The 18,227-nt window shown below is 40.5% G+C and carries 13 protein-coding genes; 8 read left to right on the top strand and 5 right to left on the bottom strand.

Going from position 1 to position 18,227, the window contains the following annotated elements:
• Positions 1-64 precede the first annotated feature (64 nt).
• The 3 genes from H6G77_RS06365 to H6G77_RS06355 are packed head-to-tail and all read right to left on the bottom strand — an operon-like array spanning position 65 to position 2,843.
• Positions 65-2,119, bottom strand: a complete 2,055-nt coding sequence (locus H6G77_RS06365; RefSeq protein ID WP_190871122.1) for a lasso peptide isopeptide bond-forming cyclase — start codon at positions 2,117-2,119, stop codon at positions 65-67.
• Positions 2,120-2,122: 3 nt separating this feature from the next.
• A complete protein-coding gene (locus H6G77_RS06360) occupies positions 2,123-2,554 on the bottom strand; it encodes a lasso peptide biosynthesis B2 protein (protein WP_190871121.1) in 432 nt (143 codons plus the stop codon).
• Positions 2,538-2,843, bottom strand: coding sequence for a lasso peptide biosynthesis PqqD family chaperone (locus H6G77_RS06355; RefSeq protein WP_190590039.1), 306 nt, complete (start codon positions 2,841-2,843; stop codon positions 2,538-2,540). Before H6G77_RS06355 ends, H6G77_RS06360 begins: the two co-directional genes overlap by 17 nt.
• A 1,128-nt stretch (positions 2,844-3,971) precedes the next feature.
• Here H6G77_RS06355 and H6G77_RS06350 point away from each other — a divergent pair.
• The 3 genes from H6G77_RS06350 (at position 3,972) to H6G77_RS06340 (ending at position 7,135) form a co-directional block, all read left to right on the top strand.
• On the top strand, positions 3,972-5,714 hold the full coding sequence (locus H6G77_RS06350) for a Mu transposase C-terminal domain-containing protein (RefSeq protein ID WP_190871120.1): 1,743 nt from the start codon (positions 3,972-3,974) through the stop codon (positions 5,712-5,714).
• Between the two features lie 78 nt (positions 5,715-5,792).
• Positions 5,793-6,629, top strand: coding sequence for a TniB family NTP-binding protein (locus tag H6G77_RS06345; protein ID WP_190871119.1), 837 nt, complete (start codon positions 5,793-5,795; stop codon positions 6,627-6,629).
• A complete protein-coding gene (locus H6G77_RS06340) occupies positions 6,629-7,135 on the top strand; it encodes a TniQ family protein (protein WP_190871118.1) in 507 nt (168 codons plus the stop codon). Before H6G77_RS06345 ends, H6G77_RS06340 begins: the two co-directional genes overlap by 1 nt.
• A 97-nt stretch (positions 7,136-7,232) precedes the next feature.
• Here H6G77_RS06340 and H6G77_RS06335 read toward each other — a convergent pair whose 3' ends face one another.
• Positions 7,233-7,535, bottom strand: coding sequence for a hypothetical protein (locus tag H6G77_RS06335; RefSeq protein ID WP_190871117.1), 303 nt, complete (start codon positions 7,533-7,535; stop codon positions 7,233-7,235).
• Between the two features lie 16 nt (positions 7,536-7,551).
• On the opposite strand from H6G77_RS06335, the gene H6G77_RS35590 reads away from it, so the two are divergent.
• Positions 7,552-7,989 (top strand): hypothetical protein, encoded by a 438-nt coding sequence (locus H6G77_RS35590; RefSeq protein WP_242049152.1) that lies wholly within the window; start codon positions 7,552-7,554, stop codon positions 7,987-7,989.
• Positions 7,990-8,198: 209 nt separating this feature from the next.
• Here H6G77_RS35590 and H6G77_RS06325 read toward each other — a convergent pair whose 3' ends face one another.
• The gene (locus tag H6G77_RS06325; RefSeq protein ID WP_199331390.1) at positions 8,199-12,365 is read right to left on the bottom strand and encodes an AAA domain-containing protein; all 4,167 of its coding nucleotides are present in this window, start codon (positions 12,363-12,365) and stop codon (positions 8,199-8,201) included.
• A gap of 415 nt (positions 12,366-12,780) precedes the next feature.
• Here H6G77_RS06325 and H6G77_RS06320 point away from each other — a divergent pair, with 415 nt between their 5' ends.
• Genes H6G77_RS06320 through H6G77_RS06305 form a run of 4 tightly spaced genes read left to right on the top strand, consistent with a single transcriptional unit; the run spans position 12,781 to position 18,188 of the window.
• Positions 12,781-14,163 (top strand): hypothetical protein, encoded by a 1,383-nt coding sequence (locus H6G77_RS06320; protein ID WP_190871116.1) that lies wholly within the window; start codon positions 12,781-12,783, stop codon positions 14,161-14,163.
• 44 nt (positions 14,164-14,207) lie between these two features.
• The gene (locus H6G77_RS06315) at positions 14,208-14,600 is read left to right on the top strand and encodes a hypothetical protein (RefSeq protein WP_190871204.1); all 393 of its coding nucleotides are present in this window, start codon (positions 14,208-14,210) and stop codon (positions 14,598-14,600) included.
• Between the two features lie 18 nt (positions 14,601-14,618).
• Entirely contained in the window at positions 14,619-16,649 is a 2,031-nt protein-coding gene (locus H6G77_RS06310; RefSeq protein WP_190871115.1) for a class I SAM-dependent DNA methyltransferase, read from the top strand.
• Between the two features lie 3 nt (positions 16,650-16,652).
• Positions 16,653-18,188, top strand: a complete 1,536-nt coding sequence (locus H6G77_RS06305) for a hypothetical protein (protein WP_190871114.1) — start codon at positions 16,653-16,655, stop codon at positions 18,186-18,188.
• Positions 18,189-18,227 lie beyond the last annotated feature (39 nt).

Raw genomic sequence — 18,227 nt, 5'->3', positions numbered from 1 at the left:
TAAGTCTCCTGTTGTTTTGTTGGTTTTTGACTGGACTAGATATTGGCTTTGAAATTTAACCAAATCAGTCTAGGTAGGAGCAGGCTGAGACTGCACTGCCCCTAGTCCGACTTATGGTTTTTTGAGTATGATTTAGCCACAGAGAAAGTGTTAGCACGTTCCAAACTGGCATTAATGAATCATCGTTTATCTCCTCCTTTGTCGATATCAGGTTGTTGTAGAATCTGTAGAGCAAGTTGGTATCCACAAATTCTTGAATATTACTGACATCATTAGTAATCACTTCATCTAGCAGTGCGCGATCAAGATGTAATAAACCGCGCTGGAAGTTTGGTGTCATATCTGTTTTGCCACCACGCCACTGCACTTCTTGGGGAAGAATACCATCTAAGGCTCTCCGCATAATAAAGCGAGACCATCCTTGATAAAGTTTTTGATCTGGTGGTAAAGACAGGCAAAATTCAATCAAGCGTTTATCCATAAAGGGATGACGCGACTCTAGAGAAAATGCTGCCGCACATAAATCTCCCAGTTCTAGTACTGTGGTAAATAGGGCAGAATTTAGGGTACGCCACTGTTCTTCTCTCACTGTGACGGCTTGTTCCTGAGATGGTGTTTGCGGATTTATCCCGACTTGTTTGGCAAATTGTGGGTTGATTAAAGAAGTGACTTGGGGTTGATTTTGCTTTTTACCCCGGAGCGATCGCCAAATTTTCAAGATATACTCAGGAACTAAGGATTTAATGCCATATCTAACAAGCAATCTCCGCCGCGACACTCGAAAATGCTGTCCAATTTGCCAAACAGTTTGCAAAAAGGTGAAATATTTTCTCTGTTTGACTAATTCTTGTAAGTAGGTAATGGCATATTGATAAAAAAGGGCGGCTAATGAAGTATTAAAGTGTTGTGATACGGCTTGAGCTTCTTGGATAAATTTCTGCCATTTTCCTTGACGTGCTAATTCGGCAAAGTATGTCACGCCATGAGATACGGTTGTATCACCATCAAAACCATCTAAAGAAATCCGAATCCCTGCTTGTTGGGAGGCACGATTTAATTCCCACACCAGAAAATGGCTAGGCCCAATAAAGGGTTCTTCTATATATTGATAGTATTTCTGCCATTCTGATAAGGGGCCTGATTGATCAGCGTGGACGTAATGGGGGACAAATCCGCCTTGGTTTAATACAGGGTTAATGTATTGGCGTTCATCGCATTCTGGAACTTCTTCAAAGATGTTGGAGAAAGTGTGCAGCTTGATACCTTTAGTTTGTAAGATATCCCTAGCTACACAAGCAATTGAGGAAGAATCTAAACCACCACTCAAATGACAGCCAACAGGAAATGCACTGCGTAAACGACAACGCACTGCCTCGATAAATATCTCTCGGAAAGCGGCGGCATATTCAGCATCGGAGTTGAGTTTTAACTCTTCACCAATTTCTAAAGCCCAGTAAGCGCGAGTTCTTAATTTACCTGTGGAACTCACTGTCATTGTGTGCGCCGGAGGTAATCGATGTATATGTTTGTAGGATGTAATTGATTTATCTTCTGTGAATGGGTGTAGGTGATTGGCGATCGCAATTTCATTCACCTTTTTCGGCACTTCCGGTAAACACAACAGCGCCTTCATTTCCGAAGCAAAGTAAAATTTCTTACCTGGTTGATAGCAGTAATATAAGGGTTTGATGCCAAAATGATCTCTCGCACAGAATAATTTCTGTTGATTTTGATCCCAGATCACAAATGCAAAGTCACCAAGCAATTTGGTTGGGCATTGTTCACCCCATTTTTCGTAAGCTGCTAGTACTAACTGGCTATCTGTGATTTTTTCTGGTGGACAGTGATTAATCGATAAGGCAGAGATTAGTTCATCACGGTTATCTATGCGTAAATCGGCTGTAATGACTAAATTAGCGGTGTGATCAACAAAAGGTAGTTTTTCTAACAGTGATTCTGGTGTTGTCCACAGCATCCGATGACCCAAGCCAACTGCACCAGCACACCAGATATCTGCACCATCCGGCCCCCGATGAGCGATCGCATCTACCATCAAGACCAGCTTTTTCTGTTCAATTGCCTGACTATCTAGATTGTAAATGCCAACTATACCGCTCATGATTTATATCCTTGCCAAAGACGGTAATGGAGTAAAGCGCGAGAGATCAGGAAGGTAGCCAATGACAACATACCCTTGAGTTTCAATCCAAGCATGGGCTTCTAATTTGCCAGTTTCACTTTTAACAACTCCGATTCGCAATTCTGGTGTGTAACCATAACGAGTCATTAATACTTGGCAAGTTAAAGCCCGCGCTAGGCACTTGGCTCCACCTGGTGTGTAGCGCGTGCTAACATTTATTGCCCAAACAATTTTGTGCAGAGAAATTGGTTCTAGCTGGAAAGTTGGTTTACTGATTTTGTTGATCAGTTTTCTTAACTTATTAAACGACAGTAACCACATTCCTAGCCGAACTAACCCCAGCAAAACGAACGTCCTCAATAAAAATTGGCGATCGCTATTGCTGAGTTGCCATAATTTAAGCAGCCGCTTCATTGTTTATTTCTATCAATCCTTGATCTGCTAAATCTTCTAGCAAAGCGGATATATCACGTTTGCAGACATCCGCATCTACTTCGTATTCCGCTAGGATGGCATCTTCAATTTCTTGGACAGTTTTTGGTGATTGGATGAAGTTCCATATACTTGCTCCTACTTGATTCAAACCATAGTACGCACCAGATTTAATATCAAGAATTACCACCTCTCCTTGCAAGTCTGAACAGATTTGCTCTCTAGAGGCTACTACACTTAAGTTTTCTGATGAACTTAGTTTTGTTGGCATCTTTATAGTATAATCACTGATTTTCAACTGTTCACACTAAAAACAATTTATATCACCCTTGTGGAAATTACTGTTACGTAAGCTTGATATCTTCATCCTTTGTTTTAAAACTCGCTAACTTTATAAAGCAATTGTGAAGTAATATAAATAATCAATTAATCTGACTGTCAACAATTAATTACTCTCATCATTGATCACTACAAAATTGAGGTAGTAATTAAAGTAATCAATCCATCAATTATTAATTAGGTAATTGGAATTAATGATACAGTTATTTGCTGCACAAATAATTAATATCTTGTTTGAGTAATCTTGGAACAATAACTACAACTCGGAAAATAGTCAAACATATACTCAGCAAGGATTAAGCAATCAGGAGTCACAAGCAATATCTTGAGCTTATCGTAGGATCAAAACGTAAAAGTAAGTCAGGATGATTTATCTATTGATTGATAATAAGTGGCATCAGCTTACCTAAATTTTGGCTCCTGAGTTCCTAATGTACTTGCAATTTTTATCTATTAATAAAAATGTTGCAAATTGATTTGTCTTAAGTCAATATATCTTTGGAATGATATTGCAAGTTGAATTGAAAGTATCTTGATTTCAATTGGTATAACAACAAGATAATTCAGCCTTGTAGACTAAATAACTCACAAAAAGTTCCCTGAAAAAGAAACAAGTTTTTCTATCTACTTACAGTAATGATTTCAGCTTAAAACTTTTGTCGAATAACTAATTATTTGTCGTCTTAACAAAATAATGTCGTCAAATATAAAACCATCAAAAACGTTGCTACATAAGTGTTTGCAGCGTTTTTTAGTATGTAAACAGTCAGTAGTTTATTTAACACTTTACTTGTCGTCGATTTAAATAATAACAAAATAAAAGTCATCTTTTACAATTTTACGTTTTCCAAAATTTTCTAGCTTCATAACAAATTAGCTGTCGCTTTTTCGCTCGAATAGTGGTATTATAATTTTATTTAGTACAACCGTACTAAATAAAACATCCTTATACCGAAAAGTTGCCGCTTCCATTGAGGGGTCAACTGCTTTAGGAAGTTTGGATGTTCTCGCACAATAGCGAGACTGTGATTACTGTTTTGAGTATAAATCAAGTTTTCCTATGGATGAAATGCCCATCGTCAAGCAAGACGACAAATCTCTGCCTGTTGAAAACAACGATGATGTAGATGAAATTCAGGATGATGAACTAGAAGAAACAAACGTAATTTTCACAGAATTATCGGCTGAGGCAAAACTCAAAATGGATGTGATCCAAGGTCTACTTGAGCCATGCGATCGCAAAACCTATGGTGAGAAGTTAAGAGCAGCAGCAGAGAAACTGGACAAGACTGTACGAACAGTCCAGCGTCTAGTCAAAAAATATCAACAGGACGGTTTATCGGCAATTGTTGAGACTCAGAGAAATGACAAAGGTAGTTATCGGATCGATCCTGAGTGGCAAAAATTTATTGTTTCCACCTTTAAAGAAGGGAATAAGGGGAGCAAAAAAATGACTCCTGCTCAGGTGGCGATGAGAGTCCAAGTCAGAGCAGAACAGTTAGGCTTACAGAAATTTCCTAGCCACATGACAGTTTATAGGGTTCTCAACCCTATCATTGAGCGTCAAGAGCGGAAACAGAAACAGAGGAATATTGGATGGCGAGGGTCACGAGTCTCTCATAAAACTCGTGATGGGCAAACATTAGATGTGCGTTACAGCAACCATGTTTGGCAGTGCGACCATACAAAGTTAGATGTCATGTTGGTTGATCAGTATAGTGAACCATTGGCTAGACCTTGGTTCACAAAAATTACAGACAGTTATTCTCGCTGCATTATGGGTATTAATGTGGGCTTTGATGCACCTAGCTCTCAAGTTGTCGCTCTAGCTTTACGTCATGCTATTTTGCCAAAACAATATAGTGCAGAATATAAACTTCTTAGCGAATGGGGAACTTATGGCGTACCCGAAAATCTTTTCACTGATGGTGGTAAAGACTTTCGCTCTGAACACTTAAAACAGATTGGTTTTCAATTAGGCTTTGAGTGCCATTTACGCGATCGCCCTAGTGAGGGTGGTATTGAAGAACGTAGCTTCGGTACGATTAATACAGAATTTCTCTCTGGTTTCTATGGTTATTTAGGTTCCAATATTCAGGAACGTTCTAAGACAGCAGAGGAAGAAGCTTGCTTAACTTTAAGGGAATTACACCTACTGTTAGTTCGCTACATTGTTGACAACTACAATCAGCGTCTTGATGCGCGGACAAAAGACCAAACAAGGTTTCAACGATGGGAAGCAGGACTTCCGGCTCTACCAAAAATGGTTAAGGAGCGGGAATTAGATATCTGTTTGATGAAAAAGACTCGACGCAGCATTTACAAAGGCGGATATCTCAGTTTTGAAAATATTATGTATCGTGGTGACTACCTGGCAGCTTATGCAGGGGAAAATATTGTACTCAGGTATGACCCTAGAGATATTACAACTGTTTGGGTTTACCGAATAGATAAAGGCAAGGAAGTTTTTCTGTCTGCTGCTCATGCGCTGGATTGGGAAACAGAGCAATTATCTTTAGAAGAGTCTAAAGCGGCTAGTCGAAAAGTTCGCTCTGTTGGTAAAACACTCAGTAATAAATCCATTTTGGCAGAGATACACGACCGTGATAGTTTCATCAAACAAAAGAAAAAAAGCCAAAAGGAACGCAAGAAAGAAGAACAAGCTCAAGTTCATGCTGTGTATGAACCCATCAATCTGAGCGAGACAGAACCGCTAGAAAATTTACAAGAAACACCAAAACCTGTAACTCGAAAACCTAGAGTTTTTAACTATGAGCAACTTCGTCAAGATTATGATGAGTAGATTTCATTGAAGTTACAGGCTTTTAGTAAACATATTCAGACGTTAAAACGTTATTAATTTTCGACAACAATCAGAATCATGAAAGATGATTATTGGCAGAGATGGGTACAGAAGTTATGGGGAGATGAACCCATTCCAGAAGAATTACAGCCAGAAATTGAACGTATTCTTAGTCCTAGTTTTGTGGAATTAGAGCATATACAAAAAATTCATGATTGGTTAGATGGTTTGCGTCTTTCTAAACAATGTGGTCGAATTGTTGCACCTCCACGAGCAGGTAAATCTGTGACTTGTGATGTTTATAGACTATTAAATAGGCCGCAAAAAAGAGGAGGTAAAAGAGATATTGTACCTGTTTTGTATATGCAAGTTTCAGGAGATTGCTCATCGGGTGAGTTATTGGTTCTGATCCTGGAAAGTTTGAAATATGATGCAACTTCAGGAAAACTTACTGACCTCAGAAGGAGAGTACAAAGGCTACTCAAGGAATCTAAGGTTGAAATGCTGATTATTGATGAAGCAAATTTCCTGAAATTAAATACTTTTAGTGAAATTGCTCGAATTTATGACCTTTTAAGAATTTCAATTGTTCTTGTAGGCACAGATGGTTTAGACAATCTCATTAAAAAAGAACCTTACATTCATGATCGATTTATCGAATGTTACAGATTACCGTTGGTATCAGAAAAAAAATTTCCTGAGTTAGTAAAAATTTGGGAAGAAGAAGTATTGTGCTTGCCCCTTCCATCTAATCTCACAAGAAGTGAAACTTTGTTACCTCTCTATCAAAAAACAGGTGGCAAAATTGGTTTGGTAGATCGGGTATTGAGAAGAGCTTCAATCTTAGCGTTGAGAAAAGGATTGAAGAACATTGATAAAGATACTTTGACTGAAGTTTTGGATTGGTTTGAATAATGGAAATCGGTACGGAAGAACCTCGTGTTTTTGAAGTAGAACCTCTGGATGGTGAAAGCTTAAGCCATTTCTTAGGTCGCTTTCGCCGAGAAAATTATTTAACCTCTAACCAGTTAGGTAAATTAACTGGACTTGGTGCAGTTGTTTCACGTTGGGAAAAGTTGTACTTTAATCCGTTTCCTACTAGACAAGAGTTGGAAGCTTTGGCATTGGTGGTAAGAGTCAATGCGGATAGATTAACCGAGATGTTACCACCCAAGGGGGTGACGATGAAGCCCCGACCAATTAAACTATGTGCTGCTTGCTATGCAGAAGTACCTTGTCACCGCATTGAGTGGCAGTATAAGGACAAAATGAAGTGCGATCGCCACAATTTACGCTTGTTAACGAAGTGTACTAACTGTGAAACTCCTTTCTCGATTCTCGCAGAGTGGGCGCAAGGGGAATGTCCTCACTGTTTCCTACCTTTTGCAACAATGGCGAAGCGTCAAAAACAGCTTTCATAACGTGAGAGTTTTAATAGGCGATCGCACTGTCACTCATCAATAAAAAAGAGACGGGTATGAACCACGTCTCCAGGCGATGGGAAAATTTTTTAAGGGTCTATGCTACATCTGCAACCAGCAAGCCATTAACAGCGATGATGAGCAACTGTGCTTGAAAAGATGTTTCACAACAAGGTCTTTCATCTCTATTACAAGGCTGCGCTATCCATTTACCCTCAAGATTTTGATAAAAAGTACCTAGCAATTGTGAACCGTTCCAAACTCGATAAAGTTCTCCAAAATCATCGGTCACGGAATCAATCTCTATTTCTGGTGGTGCTGGGTCAATTAGCTGGTCAACGTATTCCTCAAACTCTGATTGCATCAAAGTTTTGTCGTCAAATGCTTCTTGTATAATCATGTGAATAACCTCATCAATGGGGTTTTACAAAGGGCGATCGCGGACTCTTGGCGAAGAGCGATCGCCTACATTTTGTTACTGCATTGTAACTACTTGTCATTACAGAATCAAGAATGTTACTACAAAATTTTCAAAACCCTGCAAAATTGAGGTAAATAGAGTTATTACAGATTTAGGGTTTGCAGCGACAAATAACATGGCAAAGCGTCAGACAACAAAGCTGAACAATCAAATCATTGTCAGAATGGACGATGAAACAAAGGAAGCTTTTATGAATAAAGTTCAGTCTGAAGGGAAAACAGCTTCGGAATTAATTATGGGATGGATTCGGTCTTATCTTGCAGAAGAACGCCAGGAAGCACCTGATTTAACTACAATGCACATGGAGTTGGAAAACCTCAAGCAACAAGTTGCACTAATTCAAAACGAACTTTTGGGAAAAACCGCAGCCTGAGAGATGAAAATGATTCTCTCAGGCGATGGATAGACGAAATTATTAATTCTGCACCCAGAGTTTCACAAGACCCGTCAGATACCTGACGGGTTTGGCTTGACTAGGGAGATTTGCTGTTACTGCCTATGTAGTTACACAATATTATCAGTAGTAACAAAAATCTTGGAGAAGATTAGTGAGATGGACTTATGGTACTTTACTTGAGTGGTTTAGGTTCCATCTCTATTGCTCAAAGCCGCTTCCAAGATTTCTGGTGAAGGAGCAAAAATTTTCACAGTATGGCCATCTATATTTTCTATGGCGATAAGCTGTGAGCAAATGGAACGCAAAGCTTTCCACAGCATGGTGTCTTCGTAGTTCTCAAGTTCTGTGGGAATGTGATTGAGAAGAGACTCCGAGCAAACTACAATTAATCGTTCTTTGACTCTTGAAAATGCCACATTAGAGCGATTTAAATCTAAAATGAATTCCACATTTTTACTAATTGCTGATGGGTCACTAGCTGTTGCAGAAACAAAAATTACAGGACGTTCTCCTCCTTGCAGTTTTTCCACAGTATCAACGACATCAATAATGTCGCCATAGTAGTTCTTCAAGTTAGTTTTAAGTAAAGTTCTCTGGGCGCAGTGGGGGGTCACAATGGCAACAGAACCTCTACCAAGTTGACCACCCGCAGCTAGAATCTGCTCAATAATTTTTACTTCTACCGGATTGCTACGCCGTGATTGACGTTCAGAGTGAACAATCAGAAACAACCCACTGGAACTTTGTAGAATTTTCTCCCAAGTTCCTTCGATAATGTCATTGGCTTGCTCTGTGATGGATGCGGGTGGTAATCCTTGGAGTTCTATATTATCTCTGCGATAGAGGCGGGCAATGAGATGACGAATTATCGGCGGTAATCGGAAGGTAAAGTCGAGTGCCGATCGCAAAATGGCTTGGTCTGAAATATTCGTATGAGGATTTTCTTTGAGGTTCTGCACAGCTTGGTACGCGCTGACATAGGGTTGGTACAAAAGAACGGGCGGACGGTCTTCACTTTCCCAATCGTGGGTAATGATGGGAGCCAGCTGTCGATGATCGCCTGCCAGCATAATTTCTCCATCAACACTCACTAAGGTTGCTAGAGACAAGAAGTGAGGAAATACCATCATGCTGGCTTCGTCAACAATAAGACTGGAAACTTGGAAGTTGTTGCCTATCGCTTCAGCCATCTTCAGAATTCCATTAGTTACACCACCTATAACCAAGACGCTGTTTGAGCGCATCTGGTTGACTCTAGCTCTACAGCCCTTAGACTCGAAAAGTTCAATGTTCTGACCAGTGAACAAGTGAGTCTCAGTTTCTCGAACATCAACACGATTCAGGGAAATGGAGGGTACTTTTAAGCCAAAATTAGTTGCGTGTTGTATCAATAAAGGTAAAAGCTTATTTAAACGCAGCAGTAAATTATTAACAGCAGTGTGCGTATGAGCAGATAGCAATATAATGTCTCCAGGCTTCAGCCTTGCCAAAATTCTGATAAAAATGGCGATCGCTGTTGTCTCGGTTTTGCCTGTTCCTGGTGGCCCCTGTAATAGTTGAATCAGAGTACCTATCCCCTGAACAGATGCTTCAATCTGCTTACGGTCTAGTTTATTATTACCCTCTAAGGCTAAAGACTCCAGAAATTTACAATACTGCTCTAATTCGTTACTGGTCAAACTATTTTGTAAAGGAATCTGGGGGTTAACAGGATTAAACCACTCACAAACATGATGATTACTTTGGGCAACTAATCTTGAATCTACTCTACCTGCCACAAAATCTGTAGCACTTTCATCAAGAGTGGCGTAGTCAAAAATATTTTCTGCATTATTATAATACCGACCACCCAGCTGATAACGATTTTGTCTAGTTTGTCTGACAGCAAGTTCAACGTGTCCTGTTTGCCAATTAATTGATTCAACTACACAGGTACTGCCACCAAACAAAAGTTGACGAATGGTTTGACCTCTATGGGGATCGTTAAAACCAGGAGTGACTCTGACAAAAGAACCTTGGTCGATGGTACAGTTCGCCTGTAAAGTCTCTAGGGTAATGCCGTAGCTATCAAGGTCAATAGTTGCTTCTAATCGATTGTTACCTAGAGAAACAAGGTTACTAAGGGGTATAGTCCGACCTAAAGGTACGCGATAAATAGGAGGAATAAGGTGATTGGCGATCCAATCCATGACCTTAACGTGCTGATCCAAGCGGAGAAAATCAATTCCTGCCCTAGCTGTGTTATTCACTCCCAAGGTGAAGTTAGGTAAGGCTGCGATCGCCAAGTTTGGTTTCTCAATTTCATTATTTTTAAAAGTTATCCCTTCCTCTACCCAGCGTAAGGCGTGAGTACGGGCGAGAAGATAACCTTCTAAATAACCTGGAGTTTTTGCGTTTTGGTAGTGACGAATCGCATTTTTTACTTTCGCATCACTACCAAGAATTGGATCGTTTGGGTCTGGGAGAGTTCCCCAGTAGGCACGCCAGTAAGCTGCACTGAGTGAATTAAAGTAACGAAGCCGTACTTCAAATTTATGCTTGCTGGAAATGCTAGATGATTTATCAGCCCATTCCCCATTTGCCAGAATATCTAAATCAGATTTAAAGTCGAAAACGTCCAAGGAAAAAACTTGATCCAGAACAACTTCTTCACCAGATGGTAGTCTTCGTCGCCAGTGATAACTTCGGTCATACCATCTGAGAGACGTAACAACCGATAAATCTCTACCCGTCCATCCCAAAGCGTAACGCCGATTAACCTCATCATCCAGACAAGAGTAAATTAGTTGTTCTAATTTCTCACGACATCCTAGTAATTCTTGGAGATGACCTAGTAGTTGAGAATCTGCACGAGAACAACCTTCTATGAGTTGGGTAATTTCTTGCCTTGACCAAAAATAGAAGTGAATTGGGGCTTCATCTGTATCGGCTACCCTTGCGATCGCAGCTACCAGTTGTTGGAAAAATTCTTGAATTAGTTGCTTTTCTGCTTGGGTATCTTGTTCATAATCTCCACTCCAAGCAGTTTCCTGAAGCTTGATCACATCTTGACCTTGTACTTGGCGTTCCTCGTAGATAGGACGGTTATTTTCATCACGTTCTATTTCTAAAATTTCTTTAATCTCAGGGTTTGGTTTCCGCCGACCCTCTACTTCTATAAAGCTAGTGTCTATTCTTCTGTCACTTTTGGTTACATGAGCAATCAGTCCCACGATGCGGTTTTCTGCGTAGTCATACTCAACGGAGCAGTAAACTCTGATTAACGGTACGCCGTTAATTGTGTGTTCTGGAAGAAGACTCTGTCCCGCGTATCTGGGCAATCCTCGTACTTCATAGGAATTTGGGTTGCTTTTGCCACCAGGAAGCGTAATACAACGTGCTTGGGCTTGGAGTTGAAGCAATTCTAAATTTTCAGTAAAGCCAATATCTTGCCGGAGTTGAGCTACTTGTTCACCGTTTAAGTCAAGCTGAACTAAGTCATCCATTTTATTGACTCCAACTGTACGTAATGCTCTTACAGTTGAGGTGTCGATTCCTAACAGTTCCAAGCGTCGCTCACGCGCACTCTCTGCAAGGCAATATACACTCAGAACACAATCGCTACATTTGGCATCCAGTTGATAATCTAGTTCTGCCAAGTCAGCATTGATAATTCGCTGGAGTGCGCCATCTGCTGCCAAAAGACGGGTGATGTCAGCTTCAATTGTTTCTAAATCTAAAGGTTCTAGCGATAGTATGTCCTGGCTCTTATTCGTATCTTCATCAATCCGAACCACCACAGCCTCTACATTTTCAGGCTTTACTAGTTTCCCAGCAATCATAATTGGGTTTAAATAGAGCAATTGACGCACTAGCATTACATAGACGGACACTTGCGCCTGATAATAGGTGCGGTCTTTGCGACTAGCTTTGGATTCTACTAATCGCAGCTTGGGTTCGTTGTTATCCCACAAGATAACTACAAAGTCTATTTGTCCCCCAACTGAAAAAACGCCCAACTCTCCTTTAACAGAAATCTCCCGCCCATAAGCTATTTCACCAGGGGAGAGATTTTGTAATACTTCAATCAACGTCTCCCAGGATGTGTTCCTATTCTGCCCTGTTTTCTGACTCGTCAAAGTCAGGTCTGTACAACCCACATCTTGCAATGATTTTTCCCAGCCATTTTCTCTCAGCCGACCTGACAATTGCAGGACTGGATCTAGGGAAGTACTGAAGATTAACTCCGAAAAAGGTAATTCCTTGGCCAGTTCGTAGTTATTGTGTTTGAGCTTGAATCTGCGATCGCACGAGTGGTAGCGGATGTACTCCCCAATATCGGTAGCTCGGAGATAAGGTAACTCTGTTGACATACGTTATTTTCTTGATTCTGGTTGGAAGAAAGTTCTGGAAGTCTAGCTTTTCGCACGTTCTGGTTATGGTGACTACTCAATAATGACCAAATTGCGCTGAAAAAATTGCGATAACCGAGTAGTTAACAGCTATCTGGTGCTGGTTGCTCATATCACTGCCAGAGAGTGAAAGGCTAGTCTTTTTCGAGGATAACACACTTATTTTTTCTATCCATGTGAACTCACAATTTAATATTTTGCATTTTATAATTGAAGATGCTATATTAGCATTCATACAAAAATTAGGTATAGGTTGGCACGCATAACTCATTAAGACGGCATTCCTCCACAGCATCTTAAGCCTGTTAGTGGGAGGATAAATTTATTGGCTTGAGGCAAATTCCAGAGCTGATTTGCAGTAGTGGAGGTAAGGAAATTGAAAGCACCACCCCATACTCGAATTACATGGGAAATCCTGCATGAAGAAGATTGTTGGAGTGCTGAATTATACTGCACAGCCGCACAGATTTTTCGTGGGCGGATTTCCCGTAAGGCAATTGGCGAGATTGGCAACTGTCTTGAAGGTTGGCGGGTGAGTACTCAATCTTGGACGGATACTTACGATCGCAGGATTGAAGAAACGCCTATCTACCGTCAGGCAAACTTGGATTGTATGGAATTTCGCCTTGATGCTGAACACTGGGAAACACCAACAATTGAGGAGAAATGGTGTGTTCAACCAGGGGATGTGGTGCTGAATAAAATTCCGCCTGTGCGGGCTGCGGTGGTAACTTCTCGGCTACCTCGTCACCCAGTCGATGCCAACTGCATCCTGATTAGGGGTGTTAAATCTCCTTTTGCTGTGTGGGTGGCACTTTGTTTGAATCAAAAACCTTATGAGGCTTATCTAATTCATCGCCAAGGGGCAGCTACTTTACCTCGTGTCAGTTTAAAGGTGCTGTCTAATCTACATCTTCCTTTACCACCAATAGAGGACGCAAGTTTACTTCAGGGGAAAGTGTGGGATTGTAACGACGATATTTTGGAGAATAACGAGTCCCTAATGCGCTTGCTGGCTGAAGTTGAAGCTTATGTGGCTGATGAAGAGAAACAATTAGATGAGTCGCAGCCAGTTTCTAATAATTCATTATCGACTGGGCGGTTTTTTCCGGCTGATTCTATAGATGATTCTTTATTACCTAATCATGTCCAGCTTTCTCATCGACTGCACCAGTTAAAGCAGCAATTGGGATGGGTTTCTTTAGGAAAGCTGCTTTCAGTAGATGAGATTCCGAGAAGTCGCCTATATGGTGATGTTCCGCAACGGGGATGTTATTTGCGGTTGAGCGATATTCGGACAGATTTAAGTTTGTCACAACCGGAGAAAACAGAAAATGAGGGATCATCGCCTGCACCTAATCGTGTTTATCGCCAACCTCTCACCTCTGGGGAAGTATTGCTGTCAACTTTGGTGAGTAACCCGCGTGTGGCTTTTATTGATGAAGCACTGTCTACCAAAATTTACGTGACTGACCATTTGGAACGGTTACGGTTTAAGGAAACGCCGGGGGCTTGGGCATTGGTGTTAAATACTACCGCTATTCGTACTCAGTTAGAAGCAATGGCAATGGGAACTGTACAACAGTTTACCCATCCTGCAAATATTCCGCGCTTGAAAGTTCCCAATGTACCTTTAGAACTGCGGCAGCGATGGGAAAAATTATTACTTCGCCATCACCAGCGACAGCGAGAGTTAAACGAACGATCGCAAGTGATTTGGAATTATGCACAGAGTTTGTTTGAGGAAGTTCATAAGTGAGGGAAATGGGGCATTTACTCAATTACACAGGGTTTTAAATGGGTATGACACCAGCGATTTACGAAGAAATCACTACTGCATTAAAGCGCGAAAACTTACCGTTAACTAAAGTATGTGAACTGGCTAAAAATTCTGGTAGCAATTGGTCAGAGGCACAGGTTCACCTTTTCTTTGCTTGTATGGATGGGGTGGAAATTGACACTGCATCTAAGGATTTACCACTAGTGAAGTTAGGTCAACGGACTGAGAAAGAAGAACTGGTGGAAGCTATTATTCAAGTGGTCAATTCTAATACTGGTAAACCAATATCGGCTGCTGAAATTCGTCGGAAGTTACCGGGAAAGTTTATTACTACAGAGGCACAAATCAAAGCTTTGGCAAAAGAAACTTCTGTGTTGGAAGTTTTCGGGCCTGGACTCATTCGTTACAAAGGTTAATTGACAAAAATCAGGGATATGGCAAAGACAAAAACGGAAGGAAAACAAGAATCTTCGGTTGTGCAAGAAATATTAGCGACTCTGTGCCAACAATACAATAATGATGGTTTTAACAATTTAGTTACGCTGACGAGTTCGGCGGATGAGGAAGGCGCAGCTATTGTTTGGGGACAGTATCAGGGGGTAGAAACACCGCGTATTTTCCTATTAGCATTAGCACCGGGACAGTGGAATAAGGCAAATGCAGAATATGTTCAACAAAAATCCTATACCTTACCACCTGCTGATACTAGAGAAGATGAGTTTCCCCAGTTTGCTGTGGTTAGTGATGGGGAACATAAAACATTTTTTGAATTAAGCTTTCCGGCTTACGAAATTGACCGTCTCCCGACACTCACAGAAATTAACGAATACAAACGCATCAAGGCTGACCCGACTTATCGGTGGTCAATGAAGATGTATGAGCGTTTGATGCGAGGGTTTGATGAGTTTCACGAACAGGTTTATCAAAATGTTCGGGATAATGTTTCTGGCTCTAATGATATTATCCAAGAAGTAACGAAAATCCTATTTTTAGAATCTTTTCGCTTGCATCATGAGGGGGCTGATTTAGAATTTCAGCACAACGACCAAACGCTGAATTTAAATCAAATTTTTAATGTTGCTTATGTTAAACAACATAGTCAAACAGCAATAGCACAAATTCAGGCAGCGTTTGACTACTTCAAATCTCACGCTGACTATGTGGTGACAGATGATAACGGCGAGTCTCACTCCATTTTTGATGAACAAACTCACCTCCGATTAAGACAACCTCGGAACTATGAAACCTTACTAGATTTAATTCAAAATTTGGGGGCTGTTACTAATAATTACGATCAGCCGGTGAAAACCCAAGGGACATTGGCAGATATTGCGGCAGATGTGCTGGGGCGGTTGTTAGATGTGTTTCTACGGGCTAAGTTTAAACCGGAAGGGATGGGTGTTTATTTGACTCCTGCACCTGTAAAACAGGCGATGTTGGCTATTGCTTTTCACGATATTAAAGAAGAAACGCCGGAACTTTTAACAGCACGGGATGAAGATGGAAAGCCACTTTTTCGCTTTTGTGACCCAGCTTGTGGAAGTTACGGGTTTGGTGCAGTGGCGATGGGCTATTTAGAACGGGCGTTACTAGAAATATTGGGTAAGGAAACTTCGGAAGATGTGCGTCGTGACAAGCTGTTTCAAGATATGTGCCAATACAGTTTTATTGGTGCGGACAATTCCCAAGATATGGTAACGCTGGCACGGGTAAATATGGCGTTGTTGGGTGCGCCAAAGGCAAAAATTTTTCGTACTGATGACTCGTTAATTACTGCTCAACTTAAACCCTGTAGTTATGACTTGATTTGTACAAACCCGCCGTTTGGTACACCTAAGTTTAGTAAGAATCAGGAAGATAAAAAGAGAAATTACGAAAAAGGAAGAGAATTAATTTTAAAACAGTTTCGCTCTGATTTGGTAGAGAATCCCAAGAAAGCAGGAACTTATACTTATGAGCCTTCTGTGTCTGGGTTGGCGATGGGTGGAAAGCCGGATAGTAAGGGTTTATGGAAGCCTGTTTCTGCCAGTATTGACCCAGCAGTTTTATTTATTGACCGTTGTTTACAAATGCTAAAACCGGGAGGAAGGTTATTAATTGTATTACCTGATGGGGTGCTTTGTAACTCTGGGGATAAATATGTGCGTGAGTACATTATGGGTACAAAAGATGAGGCGACAGGACAGTTTCATGGTGGGAAGGCGATAGTTAAGGCGGTAATTAGTTTGCCATCGGATACGTTTAAGTTGTCGGGGACTGGTGCGAAAACAAGTATTTTATATCTCCAAAAACGTCAAGGAAGGGAACAAGAACCGCAGCGTTTTCAGGATGTACCACAGCCGGATGTGTTTATGGCGGTGGCAGATACATTAGGGTATTTAGTTAAGAACAATGTAGAAGATTACAGCGTTGGTGTGCCAAATGACTTGGCAGCAATTGTTGGGGCTTATGTGAGAGGAGAATAAAAAATGTGGATTAGTAAAGTCCCAAAAGATGAATTGGAAAACCGGATTGACTGTCATTTTTACCAGCCTGATGCTATCGCTGAAATTAAAAAAATCAAGAATTTTCCGTGTAAACCATTATCTTATTATGTAGTTGAGAAAAGGTCAGAACCCCCAATTCATACAAGCCACTATGCTGAACAAGGGATTCACATAATTAGCCCATCAAATTTTACTGATTTTGTCATTTCCTTAGAAGATACTTATAAAGTAAATCCTTCTTATATTGATTTGTTTAAGGATTTTATATTAAAAGAAGGAAATATTATTTATGCTCTAGTTGGAGATGTTGGTCATGCTTGTGTTGTTCCGATACCAGCACCAAAGGCTATCACATATAGGAGAACGGCAAATATTAGCTTAAAAGGTATTAATCCATATTTTGTTTGTGCTTTTCTTAACTATCGTGCTGGGGATTTACAGCTAAAACGAATGACAACTGGAGTCATTCAATCTCAGCTACGTCTAGAAGATTCAATAGAAGTCTTAATACCATCATGGAGTTCAGAAATACAAACTTACATAGGGGATAAGGTGAGGTTGGCGGAGATTTTGAGAGAGCGATCGCGGCATTTAGAAGAGGAGAGCCGAGATAAATTCAATAGTTACTTTGGTTTTTTCAAAGCTCTACCATTAGCCAAATTCTTTAAAACTGAATCATTAATTTTAGAAAATAGAATAGATACTTGGTTTTATAATCCCCGCTTTTTAAATGCTGTAAAAGCTATACAGGAAGCTGGAGCGAAGCTGATACCACTTGGAAAATTGGCGAAACGTATAACTAATGGAGGAACTCCAGCGAACGCATTATTTACAGAAAAAGGTATTCCTTGGATTAGGGGTAAAGACTTTGAGCATGGCGATATTGCTGTAGAGTTACTACCGCTTATGGATTTTGCCAGTGAAGAAAGCATTAAGCGAAGCAGATTAAAGGTTGGAGGTATAATTTTAAGCATCAAAGGTACAGTCGGAGATGTAGCAGTTGTTGATGAATTACTAGTAGGTTGTAATATCAATCAGGATATTGCACTTATAGAAATCAATAATTTGCAAACATCCCACTTTATTGCTGCTTTTCTAGAATCTGAATTAGGGCAAATTTTAATAGAACAGCAGGTTTATGGAGCTATTAATCCTTTCTTTTCTCTTGAAAATTTAAGATTATTTTCTGTACCCGATCCTAATTCAGTAGATCAAAATTTTAAGATGCAACTTGCTAACCTTCGTCATACAAGGGTGCGATGTAAGCGGTTATCGCAATTGTTAACCACCACCGCCAAACTCTTAGTAGAAGCCCTCATTGAAGGCAAACTTACTGAAGACGAACTTAAAATCGCCCAAGAAGCACTACAAAAAGGCGACAGAGAACCAGACAAAGCCATCCTCTCACGCCTTACCTGCAAAGGCTACGACATCAAAGACGAACCACCCTTATTTCCCGACTTAGACCTTCTCTATCAAACAATTGACCAATTAAACGCTGATGAACAAAGCGAATAAATTCTTAATTCAAACTAGCGAATCAAAGAAAAACCCTGT

This window comes from Aulosira sp. FACHB-615 (assembly GCF_014698045.1).
Classification (GTDB): Bacteria; Cyanobacteriota; Cyanobacteriia; order Cyanobacteriales; family Nostocaceae; genus Nostoc_B.
Note: the sequence above shows the minus strand (reverse complement) of the source record. Positions and strands in the feature narration are given on the sequence as shown.